A 19,573-nucleotide genomic window follows, 5' to 3' on the forward strand; every position below is an offset into this window, starting at 1 on the left:
AACTTGATAATGATAATCAAGCTTTGTTGAGTACAAAGAGAAAGGCGTTACAAAAAGATATTGAACTACTTAAGAAACGGCGCAATGTTGCCGGTGAGTACATGAACTTCCGGTGAGCTTGCTTTAGATGAGACAAATTAATACAGGTGTGCCCTATGGACGTTAACAATAATGTTGCAATAGGTGGTGGGCTCCAGAAATCAACTGGTCATGATAACTCTGCTCAAACGCAGAGCGTGCAAAAGAGTGGTGGTACTAATCAAGCTGCTCAAAATCCACAGTATACGGTAGAGCAAGTAGAAAAGGTCGATCCTCAAGCTGTCCAGGATGCGGTTGAAAAGCTCAGTGAATTTGTAGAAACCGTCAGTAACCGAGGGCTACAGATTTCCATCGACAAGGACTTGTCTCAGGTGGTGCTCAAAGTGGTAAACAAGGATAACGAAGAAACTATCCGGCAAATCCCGACAGAGGAGGTGTTGGATCTAATGAAGCGTATGAAGGACTTATCGGAAGATTTTTTTGGGGATGCCACCGGTTTGTTGGTTGAAAATAAGGTATAAGGAAACGCGTTTTGAGTCATAACGAGATGATTACCAATAAATTTGGTGAGGAATACCTGTATGCCGTAAGCCGGGGCATGTTTGAACAGGAAAGCGCGAAGGAGCGTATTGCACGTGAGTTTGGCAAGCTGCTGGCACGTGAAGATTCACTGATCATCTTTATTGGCTCCGACTCGGGCAATATCATACGTTATGTGCTTGATCGCGATTTACCGACGGGAACGCGTTACATATTCGTTGAGCCTGAAGGTATTCTGAAGCAGGTCGCGATGGTTGTTGATTTGAGTTCGGTTGAAGATAGGATTTGGCTGGTGACGCCAGAGCAGCTCAAAGAAGCCGCACATGTAGCCGGTATTACCAGCTACATGTATGTGGATGGTGTGTTTCTAAAGCGCTGCCTGTCGGCAGAGTACGGTTTTTTTGACCAGTATCGGTCTGAATATTGGTATGCAGATAGTTATATCAATGACCTGCGTTGGAATGCGCTGGCATCACTTGGGCAGGATGCTTTCATTCAACGTCAGTTGCAAAATTGTGCCGATAATAGTCATCCCATTTCAGAGATAAGAGGATGCCTCGAAGGCAGAACGGTAATAGTCCTGGGTGGCGGCCCCAGCTTGGATGAACACTTTGATTGGATCAAGGCTCATCGCAAACAATTGATAGTGTTTTCAGTGTCAAGGATATCGGCTCGGCTGCAGCAGGTTGGTCTTGAGCCGGATTTTGTTTTTTCGGTTGACCCTCAAGATGTTAGCTACGAACTCAGTAAAGAAATGCTGAATTTTGGGCCTGATGTGATTTTTGTGAATCAATATCATGTAGCGCCCAAGCTGTTGGCACAGTGGCCACATCAGAAGTTTTTTATGGGACCGCTGTTGCCATGGACTTCTGAGCTTAATCCTACAGAGCTATTTAATGGTAGCGGACCTACGGTAACTAATTCAGCGATTGCTGCTGCGGCTTGGTTAGGGAGTAAACAGATTCTGCTTGCGGGTGTGGATCTTTGCTTTTCACCTGCAGGTTATACTCACGCTGCCGGTAGCATGGAAAGGGCTGCGGGACCTAAAATGGACCTCTCCAACCTAATGGTTGAAACTAATTTAGGTGAATTTGTCAATAGTAGGTCCGACTATGCGAATGCTGCGCGTACTATCAGTCTGCAAGCGGCCGCCCTGCAGAATGAAGGAGTCAAGTTAATCAACTTATCTGCTCATGCGGCACGTATGGAGAATGTATTATATCAGTCCCCCGACACACTTAGGCTTAAAGAATCATCCATAGAAACACTGGTTTTGTCTAAACGGCAGCTACCCGGCAGTATTGAATGGTTGAGTACACTTCAGCAAGAATTAACTGATAAAAAAGCGGAAGTGAGCATAGTGATCGAGCTGTTGGAGCAAGCTGTGCATTTACATGACAGCATGTACGAAGAAGATCAAGTCAATCCTCATCGTAAGCACGAGCTTGAGCAGCTGGAGTATCGTCTGTCTAATGAATATTCTGAAGTGTTTAAATTAGCCAAAACACTATCGCTACGCGGTTTGCTGAGAATGGCACAGGCTTTCGATGAGTTGGATGCTTTGGTCCTGAAGCAAATTAAGCAGCGACTGGATACCTACTACGCTGCACTTGAAGCGGGGGCTAAGCGCTTGGAGCAACATATTAAGAAAGGCTTGGAATCTGTAGAAGTGCGTCTGCGTGAGTTGTCGATTTTGACGATGCATCCAGATGAATTACAGGTGCAGGTTTACAAGTGGATGGAGCGAGAAGAGCCGGGCCGAGCTTTTTGCTTCGAACTTGTTGGTGTGAAGGCAGATACACTCGATATCGCGAAGCAAGCGTTTAAAGAAGAGATGCAGCGGGACCAACTGGCTCCGTTGGCCCACCGAGCCAAACTGCATAATCTCCATGCATTACCTGAGCGCATTCAGTATCTCAAGGACAAGGGGGATATTGATGTACTGGAGGAATTGCTGGATTCACTGGTGAAAACAGAAGGCGCTCAATCCTATCTGCCTTTAATTGCTGCCAGTATCCACCAAATGCAACAGCAATATGAAGCCGCACTAGCAGATCTTTTACCATTGATGGAGCAGCCAGATTCCCCCATTCTGGAACAGTCACTGGCGATGATGGTTAGTCTGTGTACGAAGCTGGGATATCATCAGGCGGTGATGGATGCAATGGCGGCTTTGGCCAGTCTAAATGCCTTTTATCTAAGTCTGTATTCTGACGCATTAATGGCCAACGGTCAGGCAAAAGATGCCATCGAGCATCTTACAGAGTACCTGCATTATTTCCCTAGCGATGAGGAAGCGTTAATGAAGCTCAAGAAGTGGTATGCAGAGCAAGGCAGTGAAGAGGGAGTTAAGCTGGTTGAGTCTTTGATTAACGCTAAGATATCAGAAAATTAAAACAGTTATCCTCCCCAGTATCTGATTAATACAGGGGAGGATAAATTATCCATTAACCCTGATGAAAGTGGAATTCCGTAGGAATCTGATCCCAAGCATCTTTGATCTGGAAGATCAATTCGCGGGCTTCCTTGAGTGCTTCGATATCATTTTTGTCTGTCGCAACCAGCAGGCGCTGGCGCACATAGCGATATAGAGCCTGTAGATTCTCGGCCAGCTCGCCGCCTTTCTCCAGATCGAGTCCTTCTTCCAAGCCACCCACAATAGCCAACGCCTTGGAAGTGGCTATTCCCTTGGCATTCATATCCTTTGCTTGAATGGCCGTGATGGCTTGGTCTACACGCACCAAATAAGTATCGAACAGCATCTGAATCAGTTTGTGGGGAGAAGCGCTTTCCGCGCCAACGGTTTTATACTCGTTAATTCCTTTCATTTAACTCTACCTGATAATCAAGATTTCTGAGGTGCGAAGCCTGGCAGTGCTGCAAGCTGGCCTGCCAGGTAGTTCCCGGTATTGTTGTATTGGGCTACTAGCGTATCCATGGCAATAAACTGGTTCAGCATGCGCTTTTCAAGAGTCTGCAGGCGGTCTTCAAGATCCAGCCGTTCATCATCAACCTTTTTAATCGACTGATCCAAGCTCTTGGTACGGCTGTCAAAAATGCCACCAAGATCAAGTGCCTGCTTAAGGGTGTCTTCGAGCTTGCCGGCAATACCATCGGCAGAGCTTAACAGGCTACTCAGAGCTTCAGGGCGGGAATTCAATACTTCATCAAATTTAGTACTATCGATCGACATTTTACCGTACTGGTCAATCTCCATACCGATACTGAACAGCGATCCGTAGCTGCTGCTGGGGTCATTGGTTCGCAAAATACTGCGTACTTCTCCCATAATCTCCCGAGCACTGAAGTCGCCCTGCAAGGCACCACCTTTTTCGGTATCGGCATTGTAGGCGGTAAGGCGTTTATAGGTATCAGCCAGCTTATTATAGCTGTCGACAAAGGCTTGTACGGTTTCTTTGGTGCCTTCTTTATCAACATTCAACGACAGGTTAACTGCAGAGGTTGTTTCAGCTTCCAAATCTAGGGTAACCCCCGGAATGACATCACTGATGCTGTTGCTGCTACGTGTGGCTAGCATACCATCCACACGAATTTGTGCGTCCTCGGCAGCCACAAGTTCACTCATGCCGCCGCTACCAACACCGTTCACATCGTAGCTGTAAGAGAGTTGTGACAGCCCTGTTTCCAGCACACCATCATCTGAGTCTTCGGCGACCTGAATGCTGATTTGGTTCTCGAGGCCTGTCTCTTTTGAGGTCAGCACCAGACGCGATTCGGTACCGCCAGTACCATCATCAACATTAATAATGGTAGCAGTGATACTATCATTATCAGCAGAGGTGTTGATGGCGTCACGAATACCGGCCAGCGAATTGTTATTGCTGTCGATCACCACATCAAAACTATTGTCACCGCTGCCGATGGTGAGTGTACCGGTACCGACAGTATCACTGGACGAACTGAAGCCTGATGAGCTGAGCTTCTGTGCTTTAGCAAGATTGAGTACTTCGATGGAGTACTCGCCGGCTGAAGCACTACTGGATGCAGAAGCGGTAAACATCGCTTCATTACCAGAACTTGCCGTAACCTTGAGCAGGTCGTCAGAGTCTGCCAGTTTGGCAGCGGCATCTTTGAAACTGCTGAGACTGCTTTTAAGTGTACCGAGTGCGGATAGTTCTGCCTTATAGCTGGACTCGCGTCGATCCAAGGCGTTGTTTTTAGCCTGACCCTCGGCCTGTACCAGCTGCTTAACCAGACCCTGAATATCCAGCCCACTACCAATACCACTGAGTGAAAGTGCCATCACAAACCTCCGGTCAAAATAAAAATGCCTGTATGCTGGAATCAGTATACAGGCACTGGTTTAGCCATGTGAGGCTAGGGGGAGGGGTATTACCCCAGTAGACCCAATACAGACTGCGGAGCCTGGTTAGCCTGTGCGAGCATGGAAGTACCAGCCTGCTGCAGGATCTGAGAACGGCTCAGGTTTGCAGTTTCGACCGCAAAATCAGCATCCAGTATACGTGAACGTGCAGCGCTTTGGTTTTCGATTGCAGTGGACAAGTTGTCAATAGTTGCACTGAAGCGATTTTGTATAGCACCCAAGTCAGCACGTTTAGTATCAATCGACTCTAGCGCCGCGTCGATTTTATTGATTACGCTGCGAACAGCCCCTGCACTCGCAGTGTTGTCGATTTTAGCAGTAGTCAGAACTGCACTTAAACCAGCAGCACTCTCCAAGTTACCGATAGTAACAGAGATCTGATTGTCACCAGTAGTGCCGAACCCGACTTGGAAAACAGCATTGCTGATATCGCCTTGAAGTACTTTCTTACCGTTGAACTCTGTGTTTTCAATGATACGCCCCAGTTCTGCTTGGAGCTGTTCGAATTCAGCATTTAGTTTGTCTTTGTCGTCACCAGAAACGCCTGCATCGTTTGCTGCTTGAACAGACAAGTCACGCATCCGCTGCAGGGTGTCAGTCATTGTCTGCATTGACCCCTCTGCAACCTGTGACATGGAAATGCCATCGTTAGCGTTACGTTGGGCAACAGTCATGCCGCGAATCTGAGAGGTCATGCGGTTGGCGATTGCCAAGCCCGCAGCATCATCCTTGGCACTGTTCACACGAAGACCGGAGGACAAGCGCTCCATCGCAGTCTGCAGAGAACTGTTGGTACGGGACAAGCTCTTCTGAGCGTTGAGAGACATGATATTAGTGTTAACTACGCTGGCCATGACGGTCTCCTTAGACAATCAGCTTTTCAGTTCTTTATGAGGGGCTTTGCCCTGGTAACTTATTTAACGGCTGCAGCCGGGAAAGCTTTAGAAAATATTTTGATCATTGATAAGAGATGGGCGTAACGCAGGGGAAATGGACTTCCTGCAAGTACTCTCAGGTGGTTGGCGAATGCTGCAGCAGAGACTCCACGGCTTGTGTCAGACGCATACAGCCATCTACTTTTGAACCATACCGACGGGCGCTTTTTCGTAGTGCCTCACGTGTGGCAGCGCTTTGTGTGATTGTCGAAAGTTGCCGTTCTATCGCGTCATCGGTGTCTGCGACCAGACAAACCTGTTGCGCTTTGAGCGCCAGAAGTTCGTGAGTAGAGACAATTCCTGTACTGGGCAGAAGAAGAATCGCGGCTCCACTGGTGATGGCCTCAAACAAGCTCAGGCCGTAACTACTCACAACACATGAAGCACCGGCAATCAAATTCTGCAGGTCATGAACTGATTCAAGCACTGCAATCCGTGAGTCATCGGCCAGCTGTGGAGCCGGGGCCAAAGGCCCTTGAACCCAAAGTATTTCGTACTCCGCAGGCACTGCCTTGTCCAGAATGTCCGGCAAGTAATTGCCGAAGCCCAGGGCATCGCTGCCACCGGTCAAAACCAGACAGTAGGGAGGAGTGACAGGGCGGTTGGTAACTGGAGTTAACAGATAGTTTTCCCATCCACAGCTAAGATTGTCCGCTTGAATATCTGAATAAAAAGACGGAACGAAGGCCAGGTCAACGTAACTGTGCAACGCAGAGAGCTGGTCAAGCGCAATAAGCCTGATACCGTTATTGTGTTGCTGAGTGAGCAGCCCCTTCCATGTGTCGACATCAACTGCGGCAATTTTGAAGTCCAACAGTGCCAGGGCAGAGGTTTCGGTCATGAACGCTGTTTGCAGCTGTGCTTCATCGTTATGCCAGCTCACATTTCCACTTAGCCAGGGGAATTTGATTTTTTCACCCTGTATGTGGATGTGGGTGCCCAGTCCAAGGTTTTCCTGCAATATACCTGCGATGCGAGCACATCTGCGCAGGTGCCCAAGACCAATGGCAGCGGAGTAGTGACAGAAAATGCTGACACTGGGATATGCCTGATTCGGCTTTTTCTGCCTGACATGTGAGTTGATGGTCAGAAGCAAAGGTTCCTGTCTTAACGTTCTCTGTACCCACTTCAAGGACACAATCTCATTTTGACCATGGGTGCTGTACCAGCGTTCGTAAACAGCTGACATGAACTGATAGTCAGCCATCGTATCGACGGAGATTCTGTGCTTGGGCATTGAGAAGTCGTCGCTGTCATCTATGGCCAGTGAGGCCAAAACCGTTTTTTCCCGGTTGGCGTAGCCCACGTGTTCTCTGGACATCACGCTTTTGCTGGCATCGATCAGCTTTTCCCAGCCTTTTAGGCTATAGAAATGCAGGCCCTCATGGATGCTTTGGATGCCGTCACGCAAATGTACAGTGTCAGAGTCGGGGTGGCTTTGCAGTGCCTGCAGGGCATGGTCAATGAAGGTGGGCTCAATCAGAGGGCAGTCTCCACAGACATACACAATCCAGGTGGGCGTGTTCAACTTAACAACAGCATCGATGCGTCCCATCAAGTCATTAACATCACCTTCATGTGCGTACACCGGCAGGCTGAGGTGATGCCCCCAGTGGATCAAAGGCTCATTGTAGGCATCGTGAGTCGTGGCGAGGATAATTTGATCAACTCTCTCGCAGGTTTCCAGCCTTTCCACGACCCTTTCAATCAAGGGTTTGCCTGCCAGTGGGATGAGGTGTTTGCCCGGCAGGCGGCTTGAGTTAAGCCGAGCCCCAATTACCGCGATTACGTTTGGTTTATTGATCACAATGGATGCCTACGGTGCTGTTACAGGACGGATTGCGAACGTGAAGGGAAGCAGCACACCTCCCTGCTTGAGGGTTTCATCTGACTCAGAAAGCGAAAACCATAAGCGGTTCAGGTACTGCTGGTGGATGCTTCGAGAGGCAACCATGGGTAAGGCTGCACACCGTGAGGGGGCCCAGGACAGCTCGATACCCATGTGGCCTGTACCAAATCGGCATATGCCGGTGGTGGCGCCCAAGGCAGTGGTTGCGCTCACAATTGAGGACACAGGCGCTCCGTGATCAATATCGGATTCAACCTGAAACGACTCGAAAGATGGGCCACCATTAACACAAGAGAACCAGGGACGTTGTGTACAATCCAGAAGTGTAATATAGCCCAGTCGCAGCGAGGCCTCCGGCCGCACGCTCTGCTCGAATGCAAAGGTGCATTCGATGGCAGCGCCCTCAATACGGTACGTTTTGGTCAGTGGCCCCATGGGCGTATGTATTTGTGTGCGTATCAAGATCGCCCTGTCGTGATGTCCTGCCTCATGGTCAACCTGTATCAGATCAGTCACACGATCGCGCTCCCGATAGCGCTCCATGACCAGGTGATTGGAGTAAAAGTCGGCGCTATAGGCTATATGATCAAAGTGGCCGTGGGTCAGAGTCCCAAGGACGGGTTTGAACTGATGATCAGCAAATGCAAGGGAACGTATGGACAGTCCTCTTTTTGCATTCAATTCAAGCGAAAGATGTTGTGACCTGACACTCAGGGTGCCGCGTTCTTCATCAATACTCAGGTTGAAGTCATCAGGCACGCCTGCGGACGACTCAAGCAGGGGCGGCGTTTCCGGGACAGCAACAAGCTGCTCAATCAAGGCATCATATCGGGTTTGCGTCAGGTGCGTGCGCAGGTCGCTTGCCCATTGCCTGCAAAGCTGTCGCCATGAGTCGGCTTGCTGGCACTGACCCTCGATCAGTTGCTTGAAACGGGCGTGACACAGCGTGTTAAGCAGCAGATCATTTCGGCCACTGAGCGCCCAGCGAGTGATATTGTATTTCGCCTGCTTTTTCACTGACACTGGGTGAGCAGCGTTGCCAAGCTGCAGGAATGGCTCTTCCTGCCAAAAATCCAGCGCTGCATAGGGGAGTGTGAGGGCATAGCCGGAAAGACGCTGCAAACGTTGAAACAGCGCGCGGATCCTGTCCCACTCGTTGCAAGACTTCTGGGCTTCAACACTGAAGCGCCCGGGCCTGTAGTCAAAGACTTCGGCATCACTGCCATATAGTGGAAAAGCATGGCAGTCTGAAGGAACCATGCGTTTCAGAGCAGTCAGGTAGTCATCCAGCGGCATTTCGTTGTGTACATAACGCTGGAACTGCTGAAATGCAACGGCACTGTTCCAAATCACTTTGACGGGACGGCCACTGGCGCTGGTGAGGGTGTGAGGCCGTGAGAGTGTCTCCTTGTTCCACTCTGGCTGGTGTGAATAGGGGTTGTCCCACTCCATGATGACCGCCTCGAAACCGGCATCGAGGTACAGATCCAAAAGCCCGGCAGAAACGGCCTGCTCGTTGATATAGGCCAGACGTGGTGTCACACCCAGCATATTCTGATAGCCGGACTGTCCGAGCGTCAGGTTCCAGTGATTGACCTCAGCGGGAATCAGTGGGCCAATAATCTGGCTGTCACCACTGGCTATAAGCTCACATGATTGGGATGTAAGCAGATTGCGCAATACAATGATCCATGAAGGGTCAACACGTTGAATGCACTCGAGGGTGTAGAGTGTAACTTCCAGCCCAACCGGAATACCCTTTTGCGCGAGTTCCAGGATTGGCCAATAGCAGTGTTGAATGACATCGGCGTGGCTGGATTCATCGATTGAAGAAAAAGCCAGGTTAAGATGGAACAGGGTGTAGAGCCTGGTTTTACTCTTGGGCATAGCTTACCTTCACTAAGGCGAGTGCATGGTGCGCTCTTTCGATCGCTTGCTGTTTGTCTGCACCGGTCGTGATTACAAATCCTGCTCTTTGCGTATGGTTTACCACGGCAGTGAGAGTATCGCCGGCTCCAACAAAAAGTTTAAGCATATGTACCCCAGGGGCACTTTTTGCCTCGTCCAGGCCTTCAAGGCTGGCCAAGGCTCCGGCAGGGAGGTCTAAATACCTGATCGCAACCGCCTGGTGCTGTCGAGGTACAACGGCTTCCGGGGGCAAATGTTCACCAAGAGCCAGGCGAATCGCCATTTCGATGAACGGTACTCCCGTGAACAGAGGGATTTGTATGGTAGAAAAATAGCCGCCAGAGAGACGGCCTGCAATTTCAATGACTTTGGCACCCTCAGGTGTCAATACCATATCACCCTTGGCCACACCCCGATGGATGCCCAGTGCAAGTGCAGCGCGCTCTACGGTATCCACAACATCACGCTGCTGAGCATCTGTCAAAGACGTTGGCGCATCACCGCCGTTTTCGATGATGTAAGGCCGAGTTTTTTCAAGCCATTCATAATTACGATCTGAAAATCCCAGGGTATGACATCTGCCATCATCAATCAGGGTTTCAGTGCTGATCTGTGGACCTGGCAGGTACTCCTCTACCATGACACGACCGGTGGGAGACTCCCTCTGGGCGGTATGGAATGCCCATTCAAACTGATCAGGATGGTCCAGCAGCAGAACACCTCGTGCCCCTCTACTGTCTACAGGCTTGATTACAAGCGGAAGTCCAACGTATTCAGCAGCAGCGATGACTTCCTTGTAGGAAGCAACAGACTCAAACTTAGGAATTGGTATGCCGCTGTCATGTAGCCGTTGTTTCATCGCCATTTTGTCGGCAACCAAGTGAGCACTTTCCAGAGATGGGCCCGGCAGGTCCAGTGCAGTGGTAAGAGTAGCAACACTGACCGGGACATCAGCACACATGGCAATGATCCCATCAACCTTAATGCCGCGTGATATTAATTCTTGGGCTTTTTTTAAAATGGCAAGCCCATTGTATGTGCTTTCAATGATTGACCAGTCGGCCAAAGCCAACCCTGGAGCTTGAGCGTTACCATCAACTATAATAAGACCGAGTCCCATGGACTTTGCAACCTTGATGCCTTCATAAGCCTCAACTCCTGCACCTATAATGAGTAGGTTTTTGTGTGTATGTGACATCAGTGTGCTCGGGTATCGTTTACATTATGTAGTCTTAATGTCTCAACATTCCTGTCTCTAAGCCATTGTAGGGCATCATATATTTCTTTTTCAGAAGCATAAGATGATATCAAGACAGTATCCCCTTGCATCCAGTCTATTTCATTTGGATCTTGGCAAGTCCAGATTCCCTGTTTCAACCCCCATTTCAGTGGGGATGTGTCGGTTAATCCATCGATTTTGTAATGCTTTATAAGGTTTGTGTTCGCAACTAATTGGCTAGTATGAATTCCTGCGCCCCATATGAAGATTCGGGAGCTGATTTTAAGTTTTTCAGCTATTTTATCTAGGCAACTCTGCCAGTAGTCTAATTCTTTTCCTCTATAGCTATTTAGTATTTTTTTGTTGGTGTCGACACTGCTCTGATAATCATCATAATGGTTTTGTTTTTTTGTGCTTGCTAAAATTCCTATGACAGGTGAAAGGTTGCTGTTAAAATGCTCTACTGCTGATATGGGGTAGTAGTCAGCCATTTTTAGACTTTTGAGAAGGTTCTCCTTAGTGTAGTAGTTTATATGCTCAAAAGAAAAGAAACCAGGGCACAGACTGGATGGCTTTGTCATGAGAGGTACTTCAATATATATATAACCATCAGGAATGCCATTTTGTATTTTTCGGCATTTGGCAAGAACTTTTTGAGGCTCATATAAATGTTCGAGAACATGAGTTAATAATATTAACTCGAATGTGTCATTTGTTTCGAAAGTTTCTGCGCTTCCATGTATGCATGGAACCTTGTAAAGGCGATCGGCCATTTCAATAGAAGCGGTGCCGGGCTCGACACCCAAAACTTTTTCCACACCTGCATCGCGAAAGCGCGACAATGTGTAACCATCAGAGCTGCCTATCTGCAATGCTGAAAGCGGCATATTACCAATGCCACGTTTGATAAACTGGATCTGTTCATCAAGATCTCTGATTTTGGCTTCTGAGGGTTTTTCTTGTCGACCAGGATTAGTATATACCGCTATGGAGCTATAAAACTGCATCATCTCATCGAATGTTACAGTAGGGCTCTGGCAGACTGACCCACAATCAGTACAAACTGAAAAGCCGATCTCTTTGGGTGGAAGTCCAGGCAGTGCCCAAGTAGTAGAAAAAACACACTCAAGGCTCTTGCTTCCACATAAATAGCAACTTCGAATCATCTTCATTAGCCCGCTCTTGCATAGATAACAGATTCAAATAAATGTTGAGAATGATGAGAAAACCAGAATTTATAGTTGTCATTCAGGCTATGGATTTCTTCAATCAGCTCCCATAAGTGGTTGGGTTCATGGTATGCACTGATGGCAAGCTTGGGTGGGTTTGTTTTTAAAAGCGTTTGAGCACCTCGAAGTGCTTCGGGCTCTGCACCTTCAATATCCATTTTGATATAAGATGGTGTACCAGAAATCAGAGCAGTGTAATCATCAATGGTTGTGGCTTCAATTTCAGTGAAGGGTTGATTTGCAGAGGATAAGCTGCTCACACGTGACTGCATGGTATGAACTGCTTCATGAGACTGCATGAAATTTAGTGTTGTAATTTGATTCCATAAAGCTTTTTTTACTGCATGGCAGTTCGAAAACCCTTTGTCCGCTATAAGGGTTGAAAGGATCTTATAATTGGCCTCATCAGGCTCAAAGCTGTGAATCTCAATGCCTTCGCCCAGTAAATCTTTAAGCTCAATAAGTGTATCACCATGCCAAGCGCCACCGTCAATGTATATGTCAGTGGACTCCGGCAGCACATTAGGGTTCATATAATGGCTGTGGGATAGTCCAACCAAATGCAGCGGATTGTAGGTCTGGCGGTATCGGATACAGCCCATATAACGTTGGAGGTCTACACCATTTAGATACTTTTTGCCGATTTCGACTGATTTTTTCACATTAAAAATTTTATGATTGAAGTGATTCTTCCATCTTTCAAAGTCAACACAAAAGCTGAAGTCAAGGAAGCTCTTATCAAGTTCGTTAAGCTGTAGGGCTATATCCCTGGCCCATGAGCTGGCGATCAGAATCGTTTGATCATGGTGAATAAGTTCGTCAGGTGAGATAACAGGTCTCTGACGAAATAAAGAACCATGCTTTTTGACATCATTATCGACGTAGCAAACAATATGAACACGATACCTATTTAAAATATCTGCGACACAGTCGGCTGCACCGCCAGTGCCAAAAACAACTACCTCATCCAGCCCTGCGAGAATTTCCTCCGGATAGGGCCAAGCCAGGTTATCGAGAATATCATCCGTCAGCGCTTCTAGTTCTGGTCTTTTATCCAAAGTACATTCCCCCATTCATATTGATCGTTTGTCCTGTCAGATAAAAAGACTCGTCCTTGCACAGATGTAAAATTTGTGCTGCAACTTCATTAGCGTCGGCAAGGCGTCCAGCGGGAATATTACTGACTTTCTCTCGGCCTGCCGATGAATCCAGTTCCTTAGCAGACATCTCAGTTGCAACCAGACCAATAGCGATGGCCATACTGGCCACTCCGTTCTTGGAGTAAATCTTGGCCAGCGACTGTGTAAAGTTTATCAAGGCTGCTTTAGATGCCGCGTAATGTACCTGATTGAAGCCACCCCACTGACCACCTATTGAGGTGATGTTAATGATTCTGCCCCATTGTTGCGCGAGCATCTTGGGTAGAACTTCCTGAGATGTTGCAAAAGGCCCTTGCAGATTGACCTTAAGCATGTGCTCCCAGTCTTCGTCTGTTATGGTGTCGAAAGGTTTTTCCTGTGCAATGGCTCCATTGTTCACGAGGATCGATACAGGCTCGCCAAACGTTTTCTCTAATGTATCAAGTGCATCTCTAATGGACGTGCGAGAGGTGTAATCCAGCTTCACTGCCGTGGCCGTGCCACCCAATGTCCTGATTTCGTTGGCAAGGGTCGAGGCACCATAGTCACGGCTGCAATAGCCAATCCCAACCCGAAACCCTCGAAGCGCGAGTTGTTTGCTAATGGCAGAACCGATACCGCCAGCTCCTCCGGTAACCAAGGCAACACGCATTTGATCAGGTTGCTTCATTTTGTGACTCCCTAACCATGCGATATACGCTTTGATATAGGCTTTCTGTATCAAGGCCGTAGAGCTTGGCCAGCTCATCTGGCTCGCCCGAAGTACCTATGACTTCATTCACGCCTATGCGCCGTTGTGGGACACGCGCGCTTTCACTCAACACTTCAGCCACTGCACTGCCCAAGCCACCCGTAACATTATGGTCTTCACACGTCACGACCAGACTGGTTTCAGACGCCAGTTCTTCCAGTAACGCTCTGTCGATAGGCTTTATGGTGGGCATATGAACAACTCCGGCCTCTATGCCGTTTGCTGCCAGCATTTCCGCTGCCGCAAAGGCTCGGTAGGTCATAACGCCACAGCCTATCAGAGTTACATCCCGCCCTTTGCGAATAACACGGCCTTTGCCGATGACAAAGTCGGGTTCCGAGTCATACAAATTGGGGCAGGGGCTACGCCCCGTGCGCATGTAGGCGGGACCTTCGTATGAGGCCAGTGCCTTGGTTGCTGCGGCAACCTCAAGTGCGTCACAAGGAGAGAGGACAACCATACCCGGGATGGCACGCATGCATGCCAGGTCTTCAAGACACTGCGCGGAGGCGCCATCTGGCCCGACATCCAGCCCAGGATGGCTGGCGACCAGTTTGACATTCATATTGGAGTAAGCAACGGATAAGCGAATCTGTTCCAGTGCACGGAGCATGAAGACAGCAAAGGTGGTGGCAAATGGTTTTAAACCTCGGTGAGCAATACCTGAAGCTACACCCACCATGTTTTGCTCGGCAATTCCGCACTGAATGAAGCGGTCAGGGTGGCGAGTCCTGAAGTGATGTGCTCCAGTTCCACCAGCCACATCAGAATCTAAAACCACTATTTTTTCGTCGCTATCGGCAAGGTCACTTAGAGCTTTGCCAAATGCCTCTCGAAGAGAGTCGGATTGTTTTCCTACTAATGATGGGCTCAGGGTAGAGTTCTTGGTTTCAGCGGGCATTCTTATACTCCTCAATATCACTTGAGCTGCAGCCAAGTGCTTGTAAGGAGGACACAAGCTGCTCTTCGGTCATTGTGACACTGCCGTGCCACAAGGGTTGGCCCTCCATGAACTCAATCCCTTTGCCCTTTATCGTATGGGCAATGATGACTTTGGGTGCCAAATTTTGTGAATGACGAGATAAAGCTAAAGCAATGTCGGTCATGTTGTGGCCATCAACTTCATGTACTTCCCATCCAAATGCCGACCACTTCTGATCAAGAGGCTCAAGGTTGGAAATGTTGACGTTGAGATCGTCACTCTGCAGCTTGTTGTAATCGACAATAACGGTAAAGTTGTTGAGTTGGTGCTGTGCGGCAAACATGGCCATTTCCCAAATCTGTCCCTCTTGCAACTCTCCGTCACCCACTAAAGAAAATACGTTGGCAGCCTCTTTCTGATGCTTTAAAGCCACAGCGATACCGGCCGCAAAGGATACCCCCTGTCCTAGTGAGCCAGTGCTGACTTCGACCAACGGTAGTTTGCTCACATCGGGATGCCCCTGCAAGGCAGATCCAATGTGGCGTAAAGTCTTCAGAGAGTTTCGACTAATCAGGTTCCTACTGGAAAATGCAGCATAAAGAGCAGGTACTGCGTGCCCCTTGGAAAGGACGAAATAGTCGTCACTGTAACTGTCCACGCGCTTTTGAGCGGGTTTCAGGATCTTATGAAAGAGCACAGTGAGTATGTCTATACAAGATAATGAACCACCTGGGTGTCCTGAGCGTGCATGATAAATCGATGAAATGGTGTCGCGTCGCATTTGCAAGGCAATTTGTTTCATTTCGTCCATATGTGAATAGGCAGACTTTGACATGGAAATGCTCACTCAGCTGAAAAGGTTTTGCGTACATGCATTAAGGGACGAAGACCATCAGCTGGATCTGCACGCCAACCTCTGTCTGCTTGTTCGCTAGGGGTAAGGTAAATGTCTGGCTTTCCATCAATCAAATCAGCGTTTTTGCAGGTTTCTATTACTGAGGTGATGGTGCTTGGCAACCAGCAATGGCCACTGTGGTATTCGTCGCCCTTGCCATCCAGATCAAGGTGAAACTCAATAGCTGTTGCATCCCAGCGGTGCACTGCACGTGAGATAACAGCAGGTGAAACGGAGTGGTCTGACCACCCGATGTTTACCTTGAATCGTGAGCGAAGAGTTTCGATTACGGCTAAATTGCACTCATCAGGAGGAGTGGGATACGCGGAGACACAGTGCAGTAACGTTATGTCTCGGGCGCCTGCTTCTTTCAGACATGTAACGGCATGATCAATTTCGTCCAGTGTTGCCATGCCTGTGGACAGAATTACGGGCAGTCCGGTCTGGGCGCACGCCACCAGAAGTTCATCCCACAGCAGCTCATAGGAGGCAACCTTGAAGAAATCCACATACGGCGCCAACTCTTCAACTGCACCCAGATAAAACGGAGTGCATGAAAACTGTATCCGGTTTTCAACACAGCAGGCCTTGAGCTTGGGAATAAACTCAACTGGAAGTTCCCATTCCCGCCTACGGAGGTGTGTTTCACTGGCGGCCAGAATTTCGGGTGCAAAAAGTTGATCAATTTTAAACAGCTGAAACTTTACCGCATCGCAGCCTGCTTCAGCGGCGGTGCGAATGAACTCGAAACAGCGCTCCAGATCTCGATGGTGATTACTGGATACTTCCGCAATGAAGGTCGTCACGCGGGTAGCCCCCTTAACTGCTGGACTCGGACCGCATGACGGAGCCGAGAGATGACCTGAATACTCAATTCTCTAGGGTTATCGGCATCTTACAGAGATGCTTTATGGTCAACCACAGCCTTTTATCGAATCAGCCAGTGCTGTGATGACGATGTCCTGTTGGGTCTCTGTCATTGTACCAAACAGTGGCAGGCTGATGGCCTCACGGTAGTACTGCTCAGCATTTGGGAAGTCACCTTCCTTGAACCCCAGAGGCGTGTAGTAGGGTTGGGTGTGGATCGGGATGTAATGCAGATTAACGCCAATTTGCTGCGCTCTCATCGAGGCAAAGACATGGTTTCGGTCGGCAATCTCTTGCTGCACCCTTATTACATACAGATGGCGCGCGCTGTAACTGTCCGGGCTTTGCCAGGGGCGGGTAACCGGGAGGTCGCTCAATAATCTGTCGTACCGTTCAGCCAAATCATGGCGGCGCTCAACGTATTGGTCGAGTCGCTCAAGCTGGCTGAGACCCAGGGCGCCCTGCAGTTCAGTCATGCGATAGTTGAACCCCAGCGCAATTTGCTGATAGTACCAGGGGCCATGCGGCTCATGGGTCATCTGCGTTGGATCGCGCGTGATGCCGTGGCTGCGCAACAACTCCATTGTGTTATGAAGTGCTTTGCTGTTGGTTACAGCCATGCCACCTTCTGCCGTGGTGATGATTTTGACGGGGTGGAAGCTGAAAATCGTGATGTCACTGAAGTCACAGCTGCCAATCGGGCGGCCACGGTATCGCCCACCGATGGCATGAGAGGCGTCTTCTATAATGGCAAACCCATATTGGATGGACAGTCGATGAATGGCGGCCATGTCACAGGGTTGGCCGCAGAGGTGAACGGCCACAACGATTTTGGGGAGCTGTCCGGAGAGTTTCGCCGTTTCAAGCTTTCGCGCCAGCGCATCAGGGCATAGGTTGTAGGTCTGGGGATCAATGTCGACAAAGTCGACGTTAGCGCCACAGTAAAGACCGCAGTTGGCGGAGGCGACAAAGCTGATCGTGCTGGTCCAGAGCCGATCACCAGGACCGAGCCCCAGTGCGAGACACGCAAGATGAAGGGCAGATGTTGCGCTGTTTGTCGCAACGGCGTGACGAGCCCCAACCTTTTTGGCGATGGCTTCTTCAAAAAGCGGGACAACCGGTCCCTGAGTCAAAAAGTCGGATTGCAGCACTTCAATCACTGCGTCTATGTCGGCCTGGGTTATATCCTGGCGGCCATAGGGAAGCATGCTCAGACCTTGCCTATTATGCTGCTGTTATTGGCAATCCAGCTGACCAGTTCTTGAGGGGGCATCCACTGGGTGTTGTTATCGCTGCTGTAAACGAAGTTATCAGCGACCGGCTTGCCATCCTTTATGCGCTTGCAATCACTGTTACAGCCGTGAAGAGAGGGCAGTATTTTGAAATACTCGTCATATTCAAAGGTGTAATGTGCATCCTCGATGCTGATCATCTGCTCATGCAGTTTTTCACCCGGCCGCACGCCGACAATTTTCAGCTCTGCCTTGGGCGCGATGGCGTGTGCCAGGTCGACCACTTTCATCGAGGGGATTTTCTTAACGTATATTTCCCCGCCAATCATGTCTTCAAATGCCTGCCAAACAAGCTCCACGCCCTGCTCCAGCGTGATCATGAAACGTGTCATGCGTTCATCGGTAATCGGCAGAACACCTGAATCTCTAATCGACAGGAAAAAAGGAATGACAGACCCGCGAGAGCCCATGACGTTTCCGTACCTGACCACAGAAAAGCGTGTGCCGTGTTCGCCTGAATAGGCATTACTGGCAACGAACAGCTTATCGGAAGCAAGCTTGGTTGCACCGTAAAGGTTGATCGGGCTGCTGGCTTTGTCAGTGGAAAGCGCTACAACGCGTTTTACGCCCTTGTCGATGCAGGCATCAATGAGGTTCATTGCGCCATTGATGTTGGTCTTGATGCACTCGAAGGGGTTGTACTCGGCGGTAGGCACAATTTTGGTGGCAGCGGCGTGAACGACATAGTCGACCCCATCCAGAGCACGGTAGAGCCGATCCTTGTCACGTATGTCGCCAATGAAAAAACGAACACGTGGATCACCCTCAAACTTTTTGGCCATCTCCCACTGTTTCATTTCATCACGCGAGAAAATGATGATTTTCTTGGGGTTGTACCGCTCAAGTGTCATTGGAATAAACGTGTTTCCGAATGAGCCGGTACCGCCTGTAACAAGGATGCACTTATTCTTAAGCATCACACGTGTCTCGTTTTGATTCTCTGAATGTGTCGGCAGCCATGACTATAACATTAGATCTGCACCCTGAGTCCCGTGAGTGCGTTTCATGTATCTGGGACTGGCATGTGTGGATGATCCGAGCTGTCAATCCATTGACATCCTCTCGTCATCCGGTAGATTGTCAGAATCCTGACAAGCCCGGACACACCCATGAGCATAACCAACCAAGGCGTTTCTGGCCAGCTTCCTTTTCAGGCACTTGTCATTGATGATGACGCCATTCGTCGCGATGCCCTGCGCACCTGTTTACAGTTCATCGAAGTAGAGTGTCATGTTTTTGACTTTGTTAGTTGGCTGCAACAGGGTAAAAGTTTTTCGCTCGATACCATCGGTGTGGTACTGATCGGTGAGAGCAGTTTGCCGATAGCGCTCAACAAGCTGGTGGCCGAGCTGGATCGTGGTATGGTGATTCCCAAACTGCTCACCTGTGACTGGCCCGAGCTGGATCATGAGGCGTTTGCGCAGTCCGGTATTCTGGGCGTGCTGGAGCAGCCCTATCGTTATCCACAGTTGCTGGACTGGCTGCATCAGTGCGCCCTGCTGCGTGAGCGCGGCATAACTGAGCCGCGTGCACTGCCGGATATGCCGGGTTTTGTCGGCCAGAGTGCGCCCATACGCGAAATCCGGCACCTTATTGCTCAGGTGGCACCACGTGATATCAGTGTCCTGATTACCGGTGAGTCC

At 49.3% G+C, this 19,573-nt stretch carries 16 protein-coding genes and 1 pseudogene; 3 read left to right on the forward strand and 14 right to left on the reverse strand.

Annotation, left to right across the window (positions count from 1 at the left end; all coding sequences use genetic code 11):
• The first annotated feature begins 155 nt into the window (after nt 1-155).
• Nucleotides 156-560, forward strand: coding sequence for a flagellar protein FlaG (locus ACN0UY_RS11605; RefSeq protein ID WP_417667274.1), 405 nt, complete (start codon nt 156-158; stop codon nt 558-560).
• An 11-nt stretch (nt 561-571) separates the two neighbouring features.
• Nucleotides 572-2,974, forward strand: coding sequence for a 6-hydroxymethylpterin diphosphokinase MptE-like protein (locus ACN0UY_RS11610; protein WP_417667276.1), 2,403 nt, complete (start codon nt 572-574; stop codon nt 2,972-2,974).
• Between the two features lie 52 nt (nt 2,975-3,026).
• Here the strand turns inward: ACN0UY_RS11610 and fliS are convergent, their stop codons facing one another.
• The 14 genes from fliS to pseB all read right to left on the reverse strand — a co-directional run bounded on the left by fliS (nt 3,027) and on the right by pseB (nt 18,847).
• Complete coding sequence (gene fliS, locus ACN0UY_RS11615) at nt 3,027-3,407, reverse strand: flagellar export chaperone FliS (RefSeq protein WP_417667278.1); 381 nt, start codon at nt 3,405-3,407, stop codon at nt 3,027-3,029.
• Nucleotides 3,408-3,424: 17 nt separating this feature from the next.
• Nucleotides 3,425-4,843 (reverse strand): flagellar filament capping protein FliD, encoded by a 1,419-nt coding sequence (gene fliD, locus ACN0UY_RS11620; protein ID WP_417667280.1) that lies wholly within the window; start codon nt 4,841-4,843, stop codon nt 3,425-3,427.
• Between the two features lie 89 nt (nt 4,844-4,932).
• Nucleotides 4,933-5,778: a flagellin gene (locus tag ACN0UY_RS11625; protein WP_417667282.1), complete on the reverse strand. Its 846-nt coding sequence runs from the start codon at nt 5,776-5,778 to the stop codon at nt 4,933-4,935.
• Between the two features lie 157 nt (nt 5,779-5,935).
• Nucleotides 5,936-7,666, reverse strand: coding sequence for a cytidylyltransferase domain-containing protein (locus tag ACN0UY_RS11630; RefSeq protein WP_417667284.1), 1,731 nt, complete (start codon nt 7,664-7,666; stop codon nt 5,936-5,938).
• 9 nt (nt 7,667-7,675) lie between these two features.
• A complete protein-coding gene (locus tag ACN0UY_RS11635) occupies nt 7,676-9,595 on the reverse strand; it encodes a glycoside hydrolase (protein WP_417667286.1) in 1,920 nt (639 codons plus the stop codon).
• Complete coding sequence (locus tag ACN0UY_RS11640) at nt 9,582-10,814, reverse strand: ATP-grasp domain-containing protein (protein ID WP_417667288.1); 1,233 nt, start codon at nt 10,812-10,814, stop codon at nt 9,582-9,584. Before ACN0UY_RS11640 ends, ACN0UY_RS11635 begins: the two co-directional genes overlap by 14 nt.
• Nucleotides 10,814-12,007 carry a class I SAM-dependent methyltransferase gene (locus ACN0UY_RS11645; protein WP_417667290.1) on the reverse strand — a complete coding sequence of 398 codons (1,194 nt, stop codon included), beginning with the start codon at nt 12,005-12,007 and terminating at the stop codon, nt 10,814-10,816. Before ACN0UY_RS11645 ends, ACN0UY_RS11640 begins: the two co-directional genes overlap by 1 nt.
• Nucleotides 12,007-13,122, reverse strand: coding sequence for an FkbM family methyltransferase (locus ACN0UY_RS11650; RefSeq protein ID WP_417667292.1), 1,116 nt, complete (start codon nt 13,120-13,122; stop codon nt 12,007-12,009). Before ACN0UY_RS11650 ends, ACN0UY_RS11645 begins: the two co-directional genes overlap by 1 nt.
• The gene (locus ACN0UY_RS11655; protein ID WP_417667294.1) at nt 13,115-13,873 is read right to left on the reverse strand and encodes an SDR family NAD(P)-dependent oxidoreductase; all 759 of its coding nucleotides are present in this window, start codon (nt 13,871-13,873) and stop codon (nt 13,115-13,117) included. Before ACN0UY_RS11655 ends, ACN0UY_RS11650 begins: the two co-directional genes overlap by 8 nt.
• Nucleotides 13,860-14,855, reverse strand: a complete 996-nt coding sequence (locus ACN0UY_RS11660) for a transketolase family protein (RefSeq protein WP_417667296.1) — start codon at nt 14,853-14,855, stop codon at nt 13,860-13,862. Before ACN0UY_RS11660 ends, ACN0UY_RS11655 begins: the two co-directional genes overlap by 14 nt.
• Complete coding sequence (locus ACN0UY_RS11665; RefSeq protein WP_417667298.1) at nt 14,845-15,711, reverse strand: transketolase; 867 nt, start codon at nt 15,709-15,711, stop codon at nt 14,845-14,847. The genes ACN0UY_RS11660 and ACN0UY_RS11665 overlap by 11 nt, the downstream gene beginning before the upstream one ends.
• A gap of 8 nt (nt 15,712-15,719) precedes the next feature.
• On the reverse strand, nt 15,720-16,577 hold the full coding sequence (locus tag ACN0UY_RS11670; protein WP_417667300.1) for an N-acetylneuraminate synthase family protein: 858 nt from the start codon (nt 16,575-16,577) through the stop codon (nt 15,720-15,722).
• A gap of 108 nt (nt 16,578-16,685) precedes the next feature.
• Nucleotides 16,686-17,846, reverse strand: a complete 1,161-nt coding sequence (gene pseC / locus ACN0UY_RS11675) for a UDP-4-amino-4,6-dideoxy-N-acetyl-beta-L-altrosamine transaminase (protein WP_417667302.1) — start codon at nt 17,844-17,846, stop codon at nt 16,686-16,688.
• Nucleotides 17,847-17,848: 2 nt separating this feature from the next.
• Nucleotides 17,849-18,847 carry a UDP-N-acetylglucosamine 4,6-dehydratase (inverting) gene (gene pseB, locus ACN0UY_RS11680; protein ID WP_417667304.1) on the reverse strand — a complete coding sequence of 333 codons (999 nt, stop codon included), beginning with the start codon at nt 18,845-18,847 and terminating at the stop codon, nt 17,849-17,851.
• A gap of 192 nt (nt 18,848-19,039) precedes the next feature.
• Between pseB and ACN0UY_RS11685 the strand changes: the two are divergent.
• Nucleotides 19,040-19,573 (forward strand): annotated as a pseudogene (locus tag ACN0UY_RS11685) (hypothetical protein); the annotation flags it as partial.

The organism is Pseudidiomarina sp., assembly GCF_048268165.1.
In the GTDB taxonomy this organism is placed as follows: Bacteria; Pseudomonadota; Gammaproteobacteria; order Enterobacterales; family Alteromonadaceae; genus Pseudidiomarina.